Annotated in this window: 16 protein-coding genes and 1 pseudogene; 12 read left to right on the top strand and 5 right to left on the bottom strand. The window is 69.7% G+C overall.

The window, feature by feature from the left end; translation table 11 throughout:
• Positions 1–155 precede the first annotated feature (155 nt).
• Entirely contained in the window at positions 156–1,325 is a 1,170-nt protein-coding gene (locus NMI01S_RS15160; RefSeq protein ID WP_062963788.1) for a phosphotransferase family protein, read from the top strand.
• A gap of 1 nt (position 1,326) precedes the next feature.
• Here the strand turns inward: NMI01S_RS15160 and NMI01S_RS15155 are convergent, their stop codons facing one another.
• Positions 1,327–2,286: a TauD/TfdA dioxygenase family protein gene (locus NMI01S_RS15155; protein WP_084512989.1), complete on the bottom strand. Its 960-nt coding sequence runs from the start codon at positions 2,284–2,286 to the stop codon at positions 1,327–1,329.
• A 67-nt stretch (positions 2,287–2,353) separates the two neighbouring features.
• Here NMI01S_RS15155 and NMI01S_RS15150 point away from each other — a divergent pair, with 67 nt between their 5' ends.
• From NMI01S_RS15150 to NMI01S_RS15120, 7 genes are all read left to right on the top strand, one after another.
• Positions 2,354–2,944 (top strand): helix-turn-helix domain-containing protein, encoded by a 591-nt coding sequence (locus tag NMI01S_RS15150; protein ID WP_062997748.1) that lies wholly within the window; start codon positions 2,354–2,356, stop codon positions 2,942–2,944.
• A gap of 29 nt (positions 2,945–2,973) precedes the next feature.
• Complete coding sequence (locus tag NMI01S_RS15145) at positions 2,974–4,317, top strand: replication-associated recombination protein A (protein WP_157126189.1); 1,344 nt, start codon at positions 2,974–2,976, stop codon at positions 4,315–4,317.
• Positions 4,318–4,380: 63 nt separating this feature from the next.
• A complete protein-coding gene (gene alaS, locus NMI01S_RS15140; RefSeq protein WP_062997744.1) occupies positions 4,381–7,047 on the top strand; it encodes an alanine--tRNA ligase in 2,667 nt (888 codons plus the stop codon).
• A complete protein-coding gene (gene ruvX, locus NMI01S_RS15135; RefSeq protein ID WP_084512988.1) occupies positions 7,047–7,655 on the top strand; it encodes a Holliday junction resolvase RuvX in 609 nt (202 codons plus the stop codon). The genes alaS and ruvX overlap by 1 nt, the downstream gene beginning before the upstream one ends.
• Complete coding sequence (locus NMI01S_RS15130; protein ID WP_062997742.1) at positions 7,648–9,375, top strand: endolytic transglycosylase MltG; 1,728 nt, start codon at positions 7,648–7,650, stop codon at positions 9,373–9,375. Before ruvX ends, NMI01S_RS15130 begins: the two co-directional genes overlap by 8 nt.
• Positions 9,365–10,207, top strand: coding sequence for a shikimate dehydrogenase (locus NMI01S_RS15125; RefSeq protein WP_062997740.1), 843 nt, complete (start codon positions 9,365–9,367; stop codon positions 10,205–10,207). Before NMI01S_RS15130 ends, NMI01S_RS15125 begins: the two co-directional genes overlap by 11 nt.
• A 48-nt stretch (positions 10,208–10,255) precedes the next feature.
• Entirely contained in the window at positions 10,256–10,729 is a 474-nt protein-coding gene (locus tag NMI01S_RS15120; protein ID WP_036502750.1) for a B-4DMT family transporter, read from the top strand.
• A gap of 61 nt (positions 10,730–10,790) precedes the next feature.
• On the opposite strand, the gene aroB is transcribed toward NMI01S_RS15120, so the two are convergent.
• The 4 genes and pseudogenes from aroB to NMI01S_RS15100 form a co-directional block, all read right to left on the bottom strand.
• On the bottom strand, positions 10,791–11,927 hold the full coding sequence (gene aroB / locus NMI01S_RS15115) for a 3-dehydroquinate synthase (protein ID WP_062997738.1): 1,137 nt from the start codon (positions 11,925–11,927) through the stop codon (positions 10,791–10,793).
• A gap of 656 nt (positions 11,928–12,583) precedes the next feature.
• Positions 12,584–13,099: pseudogene (locus tag NMI01S_RS35885) on the bottom strand (shikimate kinase); the annotation flags it as partial.
• A gap of 56 nt (positions 13,100–13,155) precedes the next feature.
• Positions 13,156–14,376 carry a chorismate synthase gene (gene aroC, locus NMI01S_RS15105; RefSeq protein WP_084512986.1) on the bottom strand — a complete coding sequence of 407 codons (1,221 nt, stop codon included), beginning with the start codon at positions 14,374–14,376 and terminating at the stop codon, positions 13,156–13,158.
• Positions 14,377–14,420: 44 nt separating this feature from the next.
• The gene (locus tag NMI01S_RS15100; RefSeq protein ID WP_062997734.1) at positions 14,421–14,984 is read right to left on the bottom strand and encodes an A24 family peptidase; all 564 of its coding nucleotides are present in this window, start codon (positions 14,982–14,984) and stop codon (positions 14,421–14,423) included.
• A gap of 175 nt (positions 14,985–15,159) precedes the next feature.
• Here NMI01S_RS15100 and NMI01S_RS15095 point away from each other — a divergent pair, with 175 nt between their 5' ends.
• From NMI01S_RS15095 to NMI01S_RS15080, 4 genes are all read left to right on the top strand, one after another.
• Positions 15,160–16,296, top strand: a complete 1,137-nt coding sequence (locus NMI01S_RS15095) for a M24 family metallopeptidase (RefSeq protein ID WP_062997733.1) — start codon at positions 15,160–15,162, stop codon at positions 16,294–16,296.
• An 80-nt stretch (positions 16,297–16,376) separates the two neighbouring features.
• Positions 16,377–16,940: an elongation factor P gene (gene efp / locus NMI01S_RS15090; RefSeq protein ID WP_036502667.1), complete on the top strand. Its 564-nt coding sequence runs from the start codon at positions 16,377–16,379 to the stop codon at positions 16,938–16,940.
• Between the two features lie 99 nt (positions 16,941–17,039).
• A complete protein-coding gene (nusB, locus tag NMI01S_RS15085) occupies positions 17,040–17,549 on the top strand; it encodes a transcription antitermination factor NusB (protein ID WP_062997731.1) in 510 nt (169 codons plus the stop codon).
• Positions 17,549–17,806 (top strand): YciI family protein, encoded by a 258-nt coding sequence (locus NMI01S_RS15080; RefSeq protein ID WP_036502665.1) that lies wholly within the window; start codon positions 17,549–17,551, stop codon positions 17,804–17,806. The genes nusB and NMI01S_RS15080 overlap by 1 nt, the downstream gene beginning before the upstream one ends.
• Positions 17,807–17,841: the final 35 nt, after the last annotated feature.

Here is a 17,841-nt window from a genome sequence, read left to right as displayed (position 1 = left end):
CCGTGGCATCGGGCCGGATCCGCGACCCGGCCGCCGATGAGCGTAATGAGCATCTCGGTCCGGCCGCAGCCGCTCGGCGGGGACACGCCGACGACGCGCGAAAGGTTGCCGAACCGCTCGCTGAAAGTGACCTGGAGCGAGTAACTTGGTTGGCGATGACCGCACTATTGGCCGAACGCGCCGCCGAAGTCGTGTCCGCGGCACAACAGTTGCTCACGAAGCGCATGGGTGCTGCGGTGAAGCTGAGCGATCCGATCGAACTCAGCGGCAGTGGCAGGACGACGGTGCTGCGCGTACGCGTAGCGGAGAACTCGTTCTCACTTCCTCGTACCCTGATCGTCAAGCAGGTCCGTGGCGCCGCACAGGAGCGCCGGATCGGCGGCTTGGCACCCGGGGTCGCGAGTATCGATTCGGCGTTCCTGCGCGAGGCGGTGTCCTACCAGTTCACCACCGCGCTCAGCAGCGAGCACCGTCCCGGCGCCTATCTGCTGGCGCACAGCCTGCCGGATCGGCTGCTGATCCTCAGCGATCTGGGTGAGAACATGTCGCTCACCTCGGTGCTGCAAACCGGCGCCGAACCCGCTACCCGCAACGCCCAGATGGCGTTCGCGCAGGCGCTGGGCCGCATGCACGCCGCCACGGTCGGCCGGGAGGCCGATTTCGTGGCGCTGCTGCGGCGGGTGGAAGTGGTGCACCGGGTCGACGGCATCGCCCAGCAGGCCGAGGCCGCGATCGGTGAGGTACCCGGAATGCTGGCCCGCGAGGTCGGCATCGACGTGCCGGGCGAGATCGCGGAACGCATCGTACGAGGCAATCGCTTGTTCTCCGCGGGCCGCTTCCGGGCGTTCAGCCCCTCGGACCTGTGTCCGGACAATGTGATCCTCAACGACGAGGGTGCCCGGTTCCTCGACTACGAATGGGGTGGTTTCCGCGACGCCACCCTCGACATCGCCTATGCGCTGGTCTCGTTCCCGGGCTGCCTGTGCGATTTCGAACTCTCCCGCGAGCGCGCGCATCAGATGGTCGAGGCCTGGCGCTCGGAGGTCGTGGGTGTGTGGCCCGCGCTCGCCGACGACGACCTGCTGGCCGAACGCATCCTCGAGGCCCGGCTCATCTGGGTGTGGCTGACGACCTTCTGGTTCCTGCCCGCCGATCACACCCGCATCGCCGCGGCCCGCGAACACGGCCTGTCGGTGCCGCGCTCGGCGGCGCTGATCAACCGCTGGGCGGCGCTGGCCGAGGATGCGCGCTGCACCGGCGACGACACGCTCGGCGACTTCGCCGAGCATGTCTCCGCCACGCTCGAGGAACTCTGGGAGAAGTGACTCAGCGGGCCGGTCGCGGTCCCACGATCGAGGCCCGTTCCATGATTCGCGTCTGCGGCCAGTAGTCGCTGGCGGCGTAGTGCTGCACGGCCCGGTTGTCCCAGAAGGCGACGGTGTCGGGCTCCCAGTGCAGCCGCACCTGGTGTTCGGGGTAGTCGGCCTGGCGGCAGAGCCGGTCCAGCAGGTCGTGGCTCGCCTCGGGGGCCAAGCCGTCGATCCGGTCCACGAAGATCCGGTTGACGTACAGGTGCCGGCGGCCGGTCGCCTCGTGCGTGCACACCACCGGGTGACTGACCGGCGGATGCTGGGCCCGCATCGCCTCCTGCGCCTCGGCAGTCTGCCCGCGCCCGAATGCGCGGGTGTAGTCGTGGGTCGCGGTGAGGTCGTCGATCCGGTTTCGCGTCTCGGCGTCGAGTGCCTCGTAGGCGGCGTACATATCCGAGAACAGCGTGTCGCCGCCGATCTCGGGAACGGCGACGGCGTGCAGGATCGCGCCCATCGACGGCTGCGGCCGCCAGGTCACGTCGTGATGCCAGATGTTCTCGACGCCGGCCATGGCCGGGGTCTTCTCGAAGCGGACCAGTTCCGGCTGCTCGGTATTGGACGGGATGAACGGATGGACCTCGAGGGTGCCGAAGCGCGCCGCGAACGCGACGTGGCGGGCGGGTGTGAGCGGTTGCCCGCGGAAGAACAGCACCTTGTATTCGTGCAGTGCCCGGCGCAGTTCGGCGATCACCTCCGCGGGCAGCTCGCGGGTCAGATCCACGCCGCTGATCTCCGCGCCGAGGGTGACGCCGGCCTGCCGGGCGTCGAAGTGCTGCCAGCGCAGTGCGGCCAGGCGGTCGCGTTCGGCGACGAGATGGGTGAACGGGCCCGCGATCAGCGGAAATCCCGGCAGTTGAAACGAGCTCACGGGGTAGTGCGCGCGCGGTTCGGCCTCCGCGGCGGTGGTCTGCGTCATGGCGGTTCCTTCGGCGATCGGATGACTGTAGTCGATTGACTACACCGGTATTCGCTACTGTAGCCCGATGTCCGAGAACCCGCCATCGACTCCGCGTCGCGACGACTCCGGCGCCGCACCGGTCGGTCGCGACGCGGTCGTCGCGGCGGTCACGGAGGCCGCCGCCGACCTGTTCGCCGAACGCGGCCCGGCCGCGACCTCGATTCGCGACATCGCCGAGCGTGCCGGGGTCAATCACGGCCTCGTCTTCCGGCATCTCGGTGCGAAGGATCGGCTGGTCGGGGCCGTGCTGAGCTATCTCGGGGAGCAGTCGGGCGCAGTGGCCGCCGCCGGGCAGCTCACCGCCTCCGATCCCCGGCTGCGCCGCCATCTGACCGTGCTGGCCCGCTGCATCCTCGACGGCTATCCGGTCGGCGAGCTGCAGGAACAGTTCCCGGTGATGACGATGCTGATCGAGCATGTGCGGCCGCAGATGGACAGCGACCGCGCCGCCGGACTGGCGGTGGCCCATCTGGCCGCCTTCACCATGGGCTGGCAGCTGCTCGAGCCGTTCCTGCGCAGCGCCGCGGGCCTGCGCGAGCTGACCGATGCCGAACTGCGGGCGTCGATCGAGGCGCAGGCCGGGCGAATACTGCGGCCCGACCCCGCCTCGCCCTGAGTGTCGGTGCCCATCGGTACCGTCGAGGCGTGAGCGAAGGGTTGTTCGAGGCGCCGGAGCTGGAGGAAGTGTCCGGCGCATCCGCCGCATTGCCGCCGGCGGGCAGGATGTCGCCGCTGGCGGTGCGGATGCGGCCCGCGAGCCTGGACGAGGTGGTCGGCCAGCAGCACCTGCTCGGCCCCGGATCGCCGCTGCGCCGGTTGATCGAGGGTTCGGGTGCGGCATCGGTGCTGCTCTACGGCCCGCCGGGAACGGGCAAGACGACGCTGGCCGCGCTCATCTCGACCGCGACCGGCCGCCGTTTCGAGGCGTTGTCGGCGTTGTCGGCGGGCGTCAAGGAGGTGCGGGCGGTCATCGACCTGGCCCGGCGGCGGCTGCTCGCGGGGGAGCAGACCGTGCTGTTCATCGACGAGGTGCACCGGTTCTCCAAAACCCAGCAGGACGCCCTGCTGGCCGCGGTCGAGAACCGGGTGGTGCTGCTGGTCGGGGCGACCACGGAGAACCCGTCGTTCTCGGTGGTGTCGCCGCTGCTGTCACGGTCGCTGGTGTTGCAGTTGACGTCGTTGTCGGACAACGATATTCGCACCGTACTGCGTCGCGCGATCGACGACGAGCGAGGTTTGGCCGGGCAGTACACCGTCACCGAGGCGGCGCTCGACCACATCGTCCGCATCGCCGGCGGTGACGCGCGCCGATCGCTGACCGCCCTGGAGGCTTCGGCGGAATCGTCGCTCGACGGCACGGTGGACGTGGATCTGGTAGAGGCCAGCGTCGACAAGGCCGCGGTGCGCTACGACCGCGCCGGCGACCAGCATTACGACGTGATCAGCGCGTTCATCAAATCGCTGCGGGGCTCCGACGTCGACGCGGCGCTGCACTACCTGGCCCGGATGATCAGCGCGGGCGAGGATCCACGCTTCATCGCGCGGCGATTGATGATTCAGGCGTCCGAGGACGTCGGCATGGCCGATCCCACCGCCCTGCAGACCGCGGTCGCCGCCGCGCAGGTGGTCCAGCTGGTCGGGATGCCGGAGGCGCAGTTGGCGCTCGCGCATGCGACCATCCACGTCGCCACCGCGCCCAAATCGGGTGCCGTCGCGGCGGCCATCGGCGCGGCCATGTCCGATATCGCGGCCGGGAAGGCCGGTGCGGTGCCGCCCCACCTGCGCGACGGGCATTACGCGGGCGCGGCGAAACTCGGCAACGCGCAGGGCTACAAATACCCGCACGATCACCCGGACGGGATCCTCGCCCAGCAGTATCCGCCCGACGAACTGGTCGGCGCCGACTACTACACCGCGACCGACCACGGCTATGAGCGTGAGATCGGGCCGCGGGTCACCAAGTTGCGCCGCATCGTCCGAGGTCGCTGAGCCGTGGGCGTGCCGCACGACCGCTGAAAACCGGCTGGACCGCGCCCGGTAGGCTGGATATTCGTGCAGACCCACGAGATCCGACGGCGTTTCCTGGACCACTTCGTCCGTGCCGGCCACACCGAGGTACCCAGTGCCTCGTTGATCCTGCCGGACCCGAACCTGCTGTTCGTCAATGCGGGCATGGTCCAGTTCAAGCCGTATTTCCTGGGCCAGGAGGCGCCGCCGTTCGCGCGCGCGACCAGCGTGCAGAAGTGCGTGCGCACCGGCGATATCGAAGAGGTCGGCGTCACCACGCGTCACAACACCTTCTTCCAGATGGCGGGCAACTTCTCCTTCGGTGACTACTTCAAGGAAGGTGCCATCACCTTCGCCTGGGAGCTGATCAGCAAGTCTCAGGAGGAGGGCGGATTCGGCTTCGATCCGGAGCGGATCTGGGTCACCGCCTACGAGAGCGACCCCGAGGCCGCCGAGATCTGGCATCGCGTCGCCGGAATTCCGACCGAGCGCATCCAGTTCCGCGACGGCAAGGACAACTACTGGGATATGGGCGTGCCCGGTCCCGGCGGCCCGTGCTCGGAGATCTACTACGACCGCGGACCCGAATACGGCGCCGAGGGCGGCCCGGTCGCCGACGAGGATCGCTACCTCGAGATCTGGAATCTCGTGTTCATGCAGGACATCCGCGGTGAGCAGAGCCCCAAGCTGGGCTATCCGCCGGTCGGATCGCTGCCGAAGAAGAACATCGATACCGGCATGGGCATCGAACGCGTCGCGATGCTGCTGCAGGGCGTGGACAACGTCTACGAAACCGATCTGCTGCGCCCGATCATCTCCAAGGCCGAGGAGCTGACCGGTAAGAGCTACGGTGTCGAACACGCCGACGACGTGCGCTTCCGGGTCATCGCCGACCACGCCCGCACCTCGGCGATGCTGATCGCCGACGGCGTCAATCCCGGCAACGACGGCCGCGGCTACGTGCTGCGCCGGTTGCTGCGCCGGATCGTGCGCTCGGCCCGGCTGCTGGGCGCCGAGAAGCCGGTGATCGGCGAATTCATGAAGGTCGTCAGCGAGCTGATGTCGCCCTCGTACCCGGAACTGGCCACGGATTTCACCCGCATCGAGACCGTCGCCGTCGGTGAGGAGACCGCCTTCCTCAAGACGCTGAGCACCGGCTCGAAACTGTTCGACGACGCGGTCGCCGAGGTGAAGGCCACCGGTGGGCGCACGATCGCGGGCAGTGAGGCGTTCACCCTGCACGACACCTACGGTTTCCCGATCGATCTGACCCTGGAGATGGCCGCCGAGGCCGGGCTCGAGGTCGACGAGTCGGGCTTCCGCACGCTGATGGCCGAGCAGCGGCAGCGAGCCAAGGACGATGCGCAGGCGCGCAAACACGCCCACGCCGACCTGTCGATCTACAAGGAGTTGGTCGACCGGGGCGCCACCGAATTCACCGGCTTCGACGAACTGGCTACCGAGGCACGGGTTCTCGCCCTCATCGCCGACGGTGTGCGGGTCCCCACCGCGACCGCGGGGCAGGATGTCGAGGTCATCCTCGATCGCAGTCCGCTCTATGCCGAATCCGGTGGTCAGATCGCCGACCGTGGCAGCCTCACCGCTTCGGGCACGGAACTGCGCGTCAACGACGTGCAGAAGATCGCCAAGAAGCTGTGGGTGCACAAGACCACCGTCGAGCGCGGGCAGATCACCGAGGGCGATGCCGTACTCGCCCAGGTCGACCCGGCGTGGCGGCGCGGCGCCACCCAGGGCCACTCCGGCACGCACATGGTGCATGCCGCGTTGCGGCAGGTGCTGGGCCCCAACGCGGTTCAGGCCGGTTCGCTGAACAAGCCCGGATATCTGCGGTTCGACTTCAACTGGCAGGGCCAGCTCTCGGAGTCGCAGAAGGCCGATATCGAGGCCGTGTCCAACGATGCGGTGGGCTCGGACTTCCCGGTGAACACCTTCGTCACCGATCTGCCCAAGGCCAAGGCGATGGGCGCGCTGGCGTTGTTCGGCGAGAACTACGGGTCCGAGGTGCGGGTCGTCGAGATCGGCGGGCCGTTCTCGATGGAATTGTGCGGCGGTACCCACGTCGAGCATTCGTCGCAGATCGGGCCGATCACACTGCTCGGTGAATCGTCGGTGGGTTCCGGCGTGCGCCGCGTGGAGGCCTTCGTCGGGCTGGATTCCTACAAGTATCTGGCCAAGGAGCGGGCCCTGCTGGCCGGTGTGGCCGCCTCGCTGAAGGTGCCTTCGGAAGATGTGCCGGCCCGGGTCGAGCAACTGGTGGAACGGCTGAAGGTCGCCGAGAAGGAACTCGAGCGCACCAAGGCCGCGGCCGTGCTGTCGCAGGCCGGTACCTACGTCGAGCAGGCGCAACGGGTCGGCAAGGTGCTGCTGGTCGCGGCCGCGGCGCCGAAGGGTGTCGGCGCGGGCGATCTGCGGACCCTCGCCACCGATATCCGCGGCCGATTCGGCAGTGAACCGGCGGTGGTCGTGCTGCTCGGCAACGCCGACGGCAAGGTGCCGTTCGTGGTCGCGGTGAACAAGCCCGCCCAGGAACTCGGTGTGAAGGCCGGTGAACTGGTCGGCAGCTTCGGTCCGAGTATCGCCGGCCGCGGCGGCGGTAAGCCCGAGATGGCGCAGGGCGCCGGCTCGGATCCGTCCGGTATCGAGGCCGGCCTGGCCGGCGTGCGCGCGCGGGTGGCCGAGATCGCTGCCTGATGGACAATTCCGAGAATTCGGAGCCCTCGGAACCGGAGCCGTCCCGATCGGGGGCGGCTCCGGAAGCCGGGGGCGCCCGGCCGGACGACATCCCGGCCGAACGCCCCAGCGCGCGGACCGATCCCGGTCGCGGCCGGCGGATCGGCATCGACGTGGGAACCGTGCGCATCGGAGTGGCCGCCAGTGACCCGGACGGGATCCTGGCGACGCCGGTGGAGACGGTTCCGACCGTCAAGGGTGGAAAACGAGGTCCGGCAACCGATCTGATCCGGGTAGCCGAGATTGTGCGGGAATACGAGGCGGTCGAGGTAATCGTCGGTCTGCCACGCACATTACGTGGGGCCAGTGGCTCGTCCGCCCAGTTGGCCGCTCGGTTCGCGCGGCGTTTGCGGGACATGATTCCTGGTGTGCCGATACGACTTTCCGACGAACGTTTGACTACGGTGTCAGCTGCACGTGCATTGCGGGACAGTGGAGTTCGCGCGCGCGGCCGGCGGCAGGTGATCGACCAGGCGGCCGCCGTGTCGATCCTGCAAGGGTGGTTGGACGAACGGAGTGCGGTGTTGAACTCGGCCGGTGCAGACGAGGCCAGGTGGTCGGATGAGTGACCGCTGGTCCCGGGCCGGAGAACGCTCGCGCCGGCGCGCCGACGAGCAGCAGCGGCGCTACCGGCGCGGCGGTGCGCACCGTAGCACCACCGACGAGTGGGACGACTACGAGGACGACGACACCGCCGTCATTCCGCGCTACGTCGACGAGGACGAAGCGGCCGCCCACTACGCCGAGCCCGCCGCCGGATACGACGCTCGTTACGACCACGAGCTCGCCGACGCCGGATACCCGGATCCCGATTACGCCGACCCGGACTACGCCGACGACTACGCCGAACCGGAGTACGAGCGGACCGGCCGCAGCGGCCATCGGTATCGCCGCGACGAGTACGACTCCGAGACCGATATCGAACCGATCGCCGACGTGGAACCGGAACCGGCGCCCGCCGCCAGGCGCGGCACCCGGGCGGGCGCGGCCTCGCTGCGGGAGGCGCAGCGGGGGAGCCGGCGCGGTGCCGCCGGTAAGTCCGCGGGGGAACAGAAGGCGCGCGGCACGGTCCGGCCGGCGCGGTCGGGCTCGTCCGGCGGGCGCGGTCGCCGCACCCGCGTGGCCTCCCGTAAGGCGGCCGAGCGGCAGCGCCGGCGCCGGAATCTGGTCGTTCTGGGCTGCGTGTTCGTCGTCCTGTTCGTGGTGGCCGGCGGCTACGCCGGATACAAGTTCATCCGTTCCATGGGCGGACCCGAGGATTTCGACGGATCGCCCGGCCCGCTGGCCGTGGTCCAGGTGCACACCGGTGACACCGCCGAACAGATCGCGCAGACCATGGTCGAGAAGGGGATCGTGCGCAGCAGCGGGGCCTTCTATCAAGCGGCCGTGCGCAATTCGGGCATCACGTCGGTGCAGCCGGGCTATTACGCGGTGCCGACACACAGCAAGGGCACCGACGCGGTCGCGGCCCTGCTGAAGAAGACCTCCCGGGTGGGCAATGTGGTGGTCTCCGAAGGCCGGCGGCTGCACGACTCCACCGACGTGAACACCGGCGCCCGCAACGAGGGCATCTACCGCAAGATCGCCGACGCGAGTTGTGTCGGGACCGGTGCGGACAAGAAATGCGTCACCTACGAACAACTCGATGCCGCCGGGGCGACCGCCGACGCGACCGCCCTGGGCGTTCCGGCGTGGGCCGTCGACGCCGTGCGCAAGGTTCCCGATCGCACCCGCCAGCTCGAGGGGATGATCGCCGCGGGCACCTGGGATTTCGATCCGTCCGGCACGCCCGAGCAGATTCTGGCGCAGCTGGTGAGCGAGAGCGCCGCCGGATACGAGACGACCGGAGTGTTGCAGTCGGGGGCGACGAACAAACTGAACCCGTACCAGACGCTGATCGCGGCTTCGCTGGTCGAGCGGGAGGCGTTGCCGCAGGACATGTCGAAGGTGGCCCGGGTGATCGTGAACCGGCTCGCGGTCGATCAGCCGCTGCAGCTCGATTCCACGGTCAACTACACCCTCGACCGCACCGAGGTCGCCACCACGGACGCCGACCGAGCCCGCAAGACTCCGTGGAACACCTACGCCATGCCGGGGCTGCCGGCGACGCCGATCTCCTCACCGTCGCTGGATGCCATGCGCGCGGTGGAGAATCCGGCGCCGGGACCGTGGCTGTACTTCGTCACCGTCGACAAGCAGGGCACCACCATGTTCGCCGAAAGCTACAGCGAACATCTGCGCAACATCCAGCGCGCCCAGCAGAGCGGAATTCTCGACAGTGGCCGATAACGGGACGGGGTCACAGGCATCGGGACGCAAGGCCGCGGTGCTGGGCAGCCCGATCGCGCATTCGCGGTCACCGCAACTGCATCTGGCCGCCTATCGGGCGCTGGGGCTGGACTGGACCTACGAGCGCATCGAATGCACCGGCGAGCAACTGCCCGCCCTCGTCGACGGCTTGGATTCGTCCTGGGTGGGGCTGTCGGTGACGATGCCCGGCAAGGTCGCGGCCCTGAACTACGCCGGCGAGCGGACCGAGCGCGCCGTTCTGGTCGGTTCCGCCAACACCTTGGTGCGCACCTCGAACGGGTGGCGAGCCGATTGCACTGATGTGGACGGCGTACGCGGTGCGTTGCAGGGCGGCGGCGTGGAATCGGTGCGCCGCTCGGTCGTGCTCGGTGCGGGCGGTACCGCGCGACCGGCACTGCTGGCGCTGTCCGAACTCGGCGCCGAGACGGTCACCGTGGTCGCCCGCGACGCCGAGCGGGCCGAGCCGACCCTCGCCCTGGCTCGCCGGCTGGGAATGGCGACCGAGTTCGCCGACTTCGACGCCGATCGGGTGCGCGCGGCATGTGCGCGTGCCGACGCGGTGGTCAGCACGGTGCCGGCCGCCGGTGCGGCGGTGGTGGCCGACGCGGTCGCGGCGGCGCCGGTGGTGCTGGACGCGATCTACGATCCGTGGCCGACCCCGCTCGCGTCCGCCGTGCGGCGTGCGGGGCATACCGTCGTCAGCGGGCTGCAGATGCTGCTGAATCAGGCCTACGGCCAGGTCGAACAGTTCACCGGCCGGCCCGCGCCGCGGGCGGCGATGGCAGCGGCTCTGGATCTTCGTGACTTCTAGAACGGGTTCCAATTCGATGACGTCACAACACAGGCTAAGGTGATCGACATGAATTCGTGGGTGTTGCGCGCCATAGTCCTCGGTGCGCTGACCGTCGTACTGCGAACCCTGCTGGGTTTCGGCATGATCTACTCGCCGACCAACGGCTCGTGGATGCGCATCCTGTGCTTGATCGTGCTGGTCGTCGCGGGCGTGGCCTGGGGACTGATCGACGGTCGCAGTGATCGGCGGGCCAATCCCGATCCGGAGCGCGGCGGCGCCGACCTCACCATGCGCTGGCTGAAGGCCGGTGTGGTCGGTGGTGTGGGCAGCGGGCTGGTGGCGTGGCTGCTGGATTTCGTGCCGAAGTTCGATCTCGGCGACAACGGTCTGCTGTTCGAGCTGACCGCCGGTGCCTCGTTCATCGTGCTGATGATCTTCATTCCGGCGATGGTCGGCGTGGCGATCGGCCGCTTCCTGGTGGGCCGGGATCGGCGCAAGAGCGAATCCTCGGTGCCTCCGGCGGCGGCCTCCCCGGCCTGATCGCCGGCTGATCGGCTCATCCGGGCCGCGGGATCGTCTCCGCGGCCCGGATTTTCGTGTCCTAGAGCAGAATTCCGCCGGCGGGGCTGTCCTCGCGGGCGATGGTCGCGTAGGCCGCGGCCAGCAGCGACGGGTCGGGACCCTCCAGGCGGCCGGGCTTGGCCAGACCGTCGAGGACGACGAATCGAAGAATGCCCGAGCGGGTCTTCTTGTCGGTCTGCATGCTTTCCAGCAGCTGCGGCAATGCGTCGGCATCGTAGGTGGTCGGCAGCCCGATGCTCTCCAGGATCGCGCGATGGCGATCGGCGGTGGCGTCGTCGAGGCGCCCGGCGAGCCGCCCCAGTTCGGCCGCGAAGACCAGACCGACCGACACCGCAGCGCCGTGGCGCCACCGGTAGCGTTCCCGGCGTTCGATCGCGTGGCCGAGGGTGTGGCCGTAGTTGAGAATCTCGCGCAGGCTCGCCTCCTTGAGGTCGGCGGCCACCACATCGGCCTTCACCTGGATCGCGCGGCGAACCAGCTCCGGCAGCACGTCGCCCTTCGGGTCCAGGGCGGCGGCGGGTTCGCGTTCGATCAGATCGAGGATGACCGGGTCGGCGATGAATCCGGCCTTGATGATCTCGGCCATTCCCGCGACGATCTCGTTGGGCGGCACCGTTTCGAGGGTCACCAGATCCACCAGCACGGCCGACGGCTCGTGGAAGCAGCCGACCAGGTTCTTCCCGGCCTCGGTGTTGATTCCGGTCTTGCCACCGACCGCCGCGTCGACCATCGCGAGCAGTGTGGTCGGTACGTGGACGACCTTCACACCACGCATCCAGGTGGCGGCGACGAACCCGGCCAGATCGGTGGCCGCACCTCCGCCGAGGCTGATCACGACGTCCTGCCGGGTCAGGCCGATGCGGCCGAGCACCTCCCAGCAGAAGCCTGCGACCGGGAGATCTTTACCGGCCTCGGCATCCGGAATCTCGATGCGATGCGCGTCGAGGGTGTCACCGTGCGGGCCGACGGCCTGCTCGGCGAGCGCCTGCCGCACCACCTCCGCGGTCTCGGTCAGCGGCGGCTGATGGAAGATCGCCACCGTCCGCACTCCGGGCCGGCGGGCGACCTGCTCGACCAGTTCGCCCAGCAGCCCCCGGCCGATGATCACCGGATACGGATCGGCGGTACGGACCTCGATGCGGGTGGGCTCGCTCATGTGTGCTGCTCCGATTCCTCTAGTGCTCGTCGTGTGCGTGCCCGGCGGGCGCGGGCGCGCCGGGACCGGCCGGCCCCGGGCGCCGCGTCGTGCGCGGTCTGCGCGGTGTCACCCGCGAGACGTGCGGTGGGCGAAGGTGTTTCGTCGGCCGCGGCTGCCGGCCGTGTCTCCGGGCCGGAGCGGACCGGGCGCGCCGGTTCCGGATGCGGTGCCGCGGCCGCGCCGGGGTTGTGGCTCGCCGCGGGAGGGCCGGCGGCACGGGTGGCGGTGCGGCGGACCCGGCCCGGCCGGGCATTCGGCTGTGCGGCAGGGGGTTTCGCGGCCACGCTGCCCGACGTCGGTTCGGCGGTGACCGTGGGCCGGTCCGAGGCCGGTTCGAGGGGCGCCGCCTCGGGCGGGGTGCCGGTCCGGTTGCGGGAGTGCCGGCGGCCGCCGCGGCGGGAACGCCGGGCCCGGCGCCGCGGCTGGGTGCGGTCCGTCTCGGGCGAATCCGTCTGTGCGGCTTCGGTTTCGCCGGATGCGGCGGGGAGCTGGGTGGCGTCGGCCGCGGCGCGCGTGCGGCGACGGCGCCCCCGGGAACGGGAGCGGCGAGTGCCGGTGGGTTCGGCACTCGCCGAATCCTGCTGCGGTGCGGGGGTTTCGGCCGGTTCGATGCCGAGTTTGGCCAGAATGGCACGGACGACGCGGCCGGGGCTGCGACCGTCGGTGCGGATCCGGATGGAGGCCACCTCGCGATAGAGCGGGCGGCGCACGCGCATCAGTTCGCGATACTTCGCGCTCGGATCGTCGCCGTTGAGCAGTGGCCGATTCGTCGACGCCCCGGTCCGGCGCAGTCCCTCGGACACACTGATCTCCAGATACACCACCGTGCGCCCGCGCAACAACTCTCGCGTCGCCGCGGACAGGATCGCGCCGCCGCCGAGGGAGACGACGCCGTGTTCGGCGAGGATCGCGCGGCGTACGACGCGTTCCTCGATGCGCCGGAATTCCGGTTCGCCGTCGGTGGCGAAGATGTCGGGGATGCTGCGACCGGTGTCCTGTTCGATCCCGGCGTCGGTGTCGTAGAGCGAGACGCCGAGTTCGCGGGCGAGTTTGCGCCCGATCGTGGACTTACCGGCACCGGGCGGGCCGATGAGGACCACGCTGGGCCGGCTGGGGTCGCTGCGAACGATCACGACGGCTGTCCCGGGCGCCGGACCCGGGCGGTGCCGCGCGCGGGATCAGCCATTCATGCCTCCGACGCCACGACGCCCGGGATGTGCGGGCGGGTCTGGACACGCTTCTGGTACGTCGTGAGGTTGTCGACGGTCTCGGCGAGGGAATCGCCGCCGAACTTCTCCAGGACGGCCTGCGCGACCACGAGCGCGACCATCGCCTCGGCGACGACACCGGCGGCGGGCACGGCACAGACGTCGGAGCGCTGATGGATGGCCACGGCCTCGTCGCCGGTGGCCATGTCCACGGTGGACAGCGCGCGGGGAACGGTGGAGATGGGCTTCATCGCCGCGCGCACGCGCAGGGCTTCGCCGTTGGTCATACCGCCCTCGAGGCCACCGGCGCGGTTGGTGGAGCGCAGCACCCCGTCGGGGCCGGGACGCATTTCGTCGTGGGCGGCGCTGCCGCGGCGACGTGCGGTCTCGAATCCGTCGCCGACCTCGACTCCCTTGATGGCCTGAATGCCCATCAGGGCCGCGGCCAGCCGCGAATCCAAGCGCTGTTCGCCGCTGACGAACGACCCCAACCCGACCGGCAGTCCGGTGACCACGACCTCGACGACGCCGCCGAGGGTGTCACCGTCCTTCTTGGCGGCCTCGATCTCGGCGATCATCGCGGTTTCGGCCTCGGGATCGAATGCGCGGACCGGGCTGGCGTCCACGGCCTCGAGGTCGGCGGCGGTGGGCACGAAACCCGGGCGCGCCGCCGCGGTGCCGATCGAGACCACATGGGAGACGACGTCGACACCGAGGGCCTGGCGCAGGAACTGCCGGGCCACTGTGCCGGCGGCGACCCGGGCGGCCGTTTCGCGGGCGCTGGCGCGTTCGAGCACGTTGCGGGCGTCGTCGAAGCCGTACTTGAGCATCCCCGAGTAGTCGGCGTGGCCGGGGCGGGGGCGCGTCAGCGGAGCGTTGCGGGCCAGTTCGGCCAGTTCGGCCTCGTCGACGGGGTCGGCGGCCATGACCTCGGTCCATTTGGGCCATTCGGAATTGGCGATCTCGATCGCGACCGGGCCGCCCATGGTGCGGCCGTGGCGGATACCGCCGATCACGGTGACCTTGTCGGCCTCGAACTTCATCCGCGCGCCGCGCCCGTAGCCCAGTCGCCGCCGCGCCAGTTGCGCGGCGATATCGGCCGAGGTCACCTCGACACCGGCCACCATCCCCTCGACGATGGCGACAAGAGCGGGACCATGAGACTCACCAGCAGTAATCCAGCGCAACACGACCTCCATCTTTCCACGTCACAACGGTTCCCCGGACATCGGTGTCCGCGCGGCTACACCGTGGGCCACAGTGCCGCAACGGTAGCCAGGCACATCGCGGGCCCGTGTGGCACGGTGATCGAGGCGCCCAACACACCGCGACGACCGTCCGGATCTCCGGCCTCAGCGGGGCGGTCGCCGGGAGGCGCGGGCCCGATCGCGGTGCCGTCCCGGCCGAGCGTGAACAGCCCGCCGCCGGCACCGGCGGCGCGAGCGGCCACACCTGCCGCGATCAGCGCGCCGACCCCGGCCGAGGCGGTCAGCAGCGGCGCTCCGATCGCGGCCCACACCCAGCAGGACGGCCCGCCGCACGCCGCGGCCGCACCGGTGCCGAGTGCCAATTTCACATCTCCGGCTCCGCACGCCGCCGGATCGATCAGATGCGTCAGCAGATACGGCACGGCGAGCAGCAGCGCGCCGGCGATCGCGGCGGTGGCACGCCCGGTCGAGGCCGCGAGCACCGGCACGACCGCCGCACCCGGCAGGGTGAGCACGTCGGGCAGGCGCCCGGTCCGGATATCGATCACGCTGAGCGCAACACACCAGACGATCAGGGCGAGGTAGGCGGCGGTGGTCATGGCAGCCATCGTCTCTCGCCGGCGAGCGGCCACCCCTGCCCGCGAACCTGAAATGTGGACAACCGCAACAGTTGTGAACACACGATGGGTAACACCCGCTCGCCGCCGGTCGCGGCCGTGGGGCGCGGGAGACGGCGTGACGGCCTCGCAACACGGCAGCGGTAGCGTGGCAGCCATGTCTGCTGATGACGGTGCCCGGCGTCCCGACCACGCTGCGCGTCGGGCCGGGTTGCGAGACCTGTTGGTGGAGAACGGGGTCGATGCCCTGCTGGTGACCGATCTGGTGAATATCCGGTACCTGACCGGCTTCACCGGCTCCAACGCCGCCCTGCTGGTGCACTCCTGGGACGGCAGCCAGGTGGGCGAGGATGGGGAACGGACCGTCATCTGCACCGACGGCCGCTACCTCACCCAGGTCGGCGAACAGGTGCCCGACGTGCGCGCCGAGATCGCTCGCGCCAGTGCGCGGCGATTGGTCGAACTGGCCGGGGAATGGCAGATCGGCCGGGTCGGTTTCGAAAGCCACGTCGTGACCGTCGACCAGCACCGCGGCTTCGTCGAGCAGGGCAGCGGGCTCCAATTCGTTCCCGCGCCCGGTCTGGTCGAGCAACTGCGCACGGTCAAGGACGACTACGAGGTCGAGCAGCTACGGACGGCGTGCGCGGCCGCCGACGCCGCGCTGGCCACCCTCCTCGAGCGAGGAGGGCTGCGCCCGGGCCGCACCGAGCGCCAGGTCGCCCGCGAGCTGGAATGGCTGATGTTCGAGCACGGCGCCGACGCGATCGCCTTCGAGACCATCGTGGCCGCCGGCGCCAATTCCGCAGTGCCGCATCATCGTCCGACCGGAGCGATCCTGGCCGCCGGCGATTTCGTGAAGCTCGATTTCGGCGCGGTGGTCGGCGGCTACCACTCGGATATGACCCGCACGCTGGTCCTCGGCGAGCCGACCGATTGGCAGCGCGAGATCTATCAGCTCGTCCACGAGGCACAACGGGCCGGCCGTGAGGCGCTGAAGCCCGGCGTGTCGTGTGCGGCTGTCGATGCCGCGGCTCGCTCGGTGATCGAGTCGGCCGGGCACGGCGACCTGTTCGTGCACGGCCTCGGGCACGGCGTCGGACTGCAGATCCACGAAGCGCCTCCGGTCGCCAAAACCGCGACCGGTACACTTCTGGATGGCGTGGCGGTGACCGTCGAGCCAGGTGTGTATTTCCCCGGCCGCGGCGGAGTTCGCATCGAGGACACGCTCGTGGTTCGCGCGGGGGGTCCGGAATTGCTCACCCACACCACCAAAGACCTCACCGTGGTCGACTGACCCCGGCTGCCCCACCGGGCGGGGCCCTACGGCCCGGCCTACAGAACGTCGAACAGTACTAACAAGGAGATCCGAGGACAGTGGCGGACACCAGCGACTTCAAGAACGGCCTCGTGCTGAAGATCGACGGTCAGCTCCAGCAGATCATCGAGTTCCAGCACGTCAAGCCGGGTAAAGGTCCCGCCTTCGTGCGGACCAAACTGAAGAACGTGCTGTCCGGCAAGGTGGTCGACAAGACGTTCAACGCCGGCGTGAAGGTGGAGACCGCCACCGTGGACCGCCGGGACATGACCTACCTGTACCACGACGGGTCGGACTACATCTTCATGGACGGCGAGACCTTCGACCAGATCGGCATCGACGAGCGGACCATCGGCAAGGGCGCCGGTTTCCTGCTGGAGAACATGACCGTGCAGGTCGCCACCCACGAGGGCGCGCCGCTGTACGTCGAGCTCCCGGTCACGGTGGAACTCGAGGTCACCCACACCGAGCCCGGCCTGCAGGGCGACCGCTCCAGCGCCGGCACCAAGCCCGCGACCCTGGAGACCGGTGCCGAGGTGCAGGTACCGCTGTTCATCAACGTCGGTGACAAGCTGAAGATCGACTCGCGCGACGGCGGCTACCTGGGCCGGGTCAACGCCTGACTCTCCGGATCCACCGGCCCGGCGCCGGAACCATGGGCGGCGCGCGCGTACCGGCTTTCCGGTATCGCACGCGCCGCCGTCGACACTGCGAACGGGATAATGGTGATCGTGGCTGATCAGCCCGTGGACAAGAAGTCCACCCACAAGAAACTCGGAGCCCGGCACAAGGCCCGCCGCCGGGCCGTGGATCTGCTCTTCGAGGCCGAGGCGCGGGACGTCGACCCGGCCGATCTGGTCGTGGAGCGTCTGGACCTGGCCGGTCGCGACGAACAGGTCGCCCCGGTGAATCCCTACACCCGCACCCTCGTCGAAGGCGTCGCCGACGATCTGGACCGGGTCGACGGCACCATCGAGTCCTATCTGCAGGACTGGACCCTCGGCCGGTTGCCCGCGGTGGACCGCGCCATTCTGCGCGTGGCCGTGTGGGAGTTGTTCCACGCCAACGACGTTCCGCCCGTGGTGGCGGTGGACGAGGCCGTCGAGCTGGCGAAGGAATTGTCGACCGACGATTCGCCCGCGTTCGTCAACGGCGTGCTCGGCCGCATCGTGTCGCTGGCCGACCAGGTACGCGCCGCCGCGGCCGCCACCCGCCGCGACGGCGGGGCGTGATGATCAAATATCTCGTTCTCGCGATGCGCACTTCGGCCTGGTCCGACGCGGTCATCGAACCGCACCGCGAATGGCTGGCCGACGTGCGGGCGCGAGGTCAGCTGGATTGCACCGGCCGCTTCACCGACGGCAGCGGCGGGGCATACCTGGTGCTGGCCGAAGACCTCTCGGCCGCAAGGGAATTGGTGTTCACCGATCCCATCCACACCACCGGTGCCTCCGAGCTGACGATCCACGAATGGGAGATCACGGGCTGAGTCGCGCTCGTGGTCCGCGCTCCTGGATTCGGACA

Source organism: Nocardia mikamii NBRC 108933 (assembly GCF_001613505.1).
GTDB classification, from domain to species: Bacteria; Actinomycetota; Actinomycetes; order Mycobacteriales; family Mycobacteriaceae; genus Nocardia; species Nocardia mikamii.
The sequence above is the reverse complement of the archived record's forward strand: the minus strand, read 5'-3'. Positions and strand labels throughout refer to the sequence as shown.

Excerpts from the sequence above, each read along its gene's own strand:
- NMI01S_RS15120 (WP_036502750.1), top strand. The coding sequence starts at position 10,256 with ATGAATTCGTGGGTGTTGCGCGCCATAGTCCTCGGTGCGCTGACCGTC.
- NMI01S_RS15130 (WP_062997742.1), top strand. The coding sequence starts at position 7,648 with ATGAGTGACCGCTGGTCCCGGGCCGGAGAACGCTCGCGCCGGCGCGCC.
- NMI01S_RS15155 (WP_084512989.1), bottom strand. The coding sequence starts at position 2,286 with ATGACGCAGACCACCGCCGCGGAGGCCGAACCGCGCGCGCACTACCCC.
- NMI01S_RS15100 (WP_062997734.1), bottom strand. The coding sequence starts at position 14,984 with ATGACCACCGCCGCCTACCTCGCCCTGATCGTCTGGTGTGTTGCGCTC.
- aroC (WP_084512986.1), bottom strand. The coding sequence starts at position 14,376 with ATGGAGGTCGTGTTGCGCTGGATTACTGCTGGTGAGTCTCATGGTCCC.
- nusB (WP_062997731.1), top strand. The coding sequence starts at position 17,040 with ATGGTGATCGTGGCTGATCAGCCCGTGGACAAGAAGTCCACCCACAAG.
- NMI01S_RS15160 (WP_062963788.1), top strand. The coding sequence starts at position 156 with ATGACCGCACTATTGGCCGAACGCGCCGCCGAAGTCGTGTCCGCGGCA.
- ruvX (WP_084512988.1), top strand. The coding sequence starts at position 7,047 with ATGGACAATTCCGAGAATTCGGAGCCCTCGGAACCGGAGCCGTCCCGA.
- aroB (WP_062997738.1), bottom strand. The coding sequence starts at position 11,927 with ATGAGCGAGCCCACCCGCATCGAGGTCCGTACCGCCGATCCGTATCCG.
- NMI01S_RS15150 (WP_062997748.1), top strand. The coding sequence starts at position 2,354 with ATGTCCGAGAACCCGCCATCGACTCCGCGTCGCGACGACTCCGGCGCC.
- NMI01S_RS15095 (WP_062997733.1), top strand. The coding sequence starts at position 15,160 with ATGTCTGCTGATGACGGTGCCCGGCGTCCCGACCACGCTGCGCGTCGG.
- NMI01S_RS15080 (WP_036502665.1), top strand. The coding sequence starts at position 17,549 with ATGATCAAATATCTCGTTCTCGCGATGCGCACTTCGGCCTGGTCCGAC.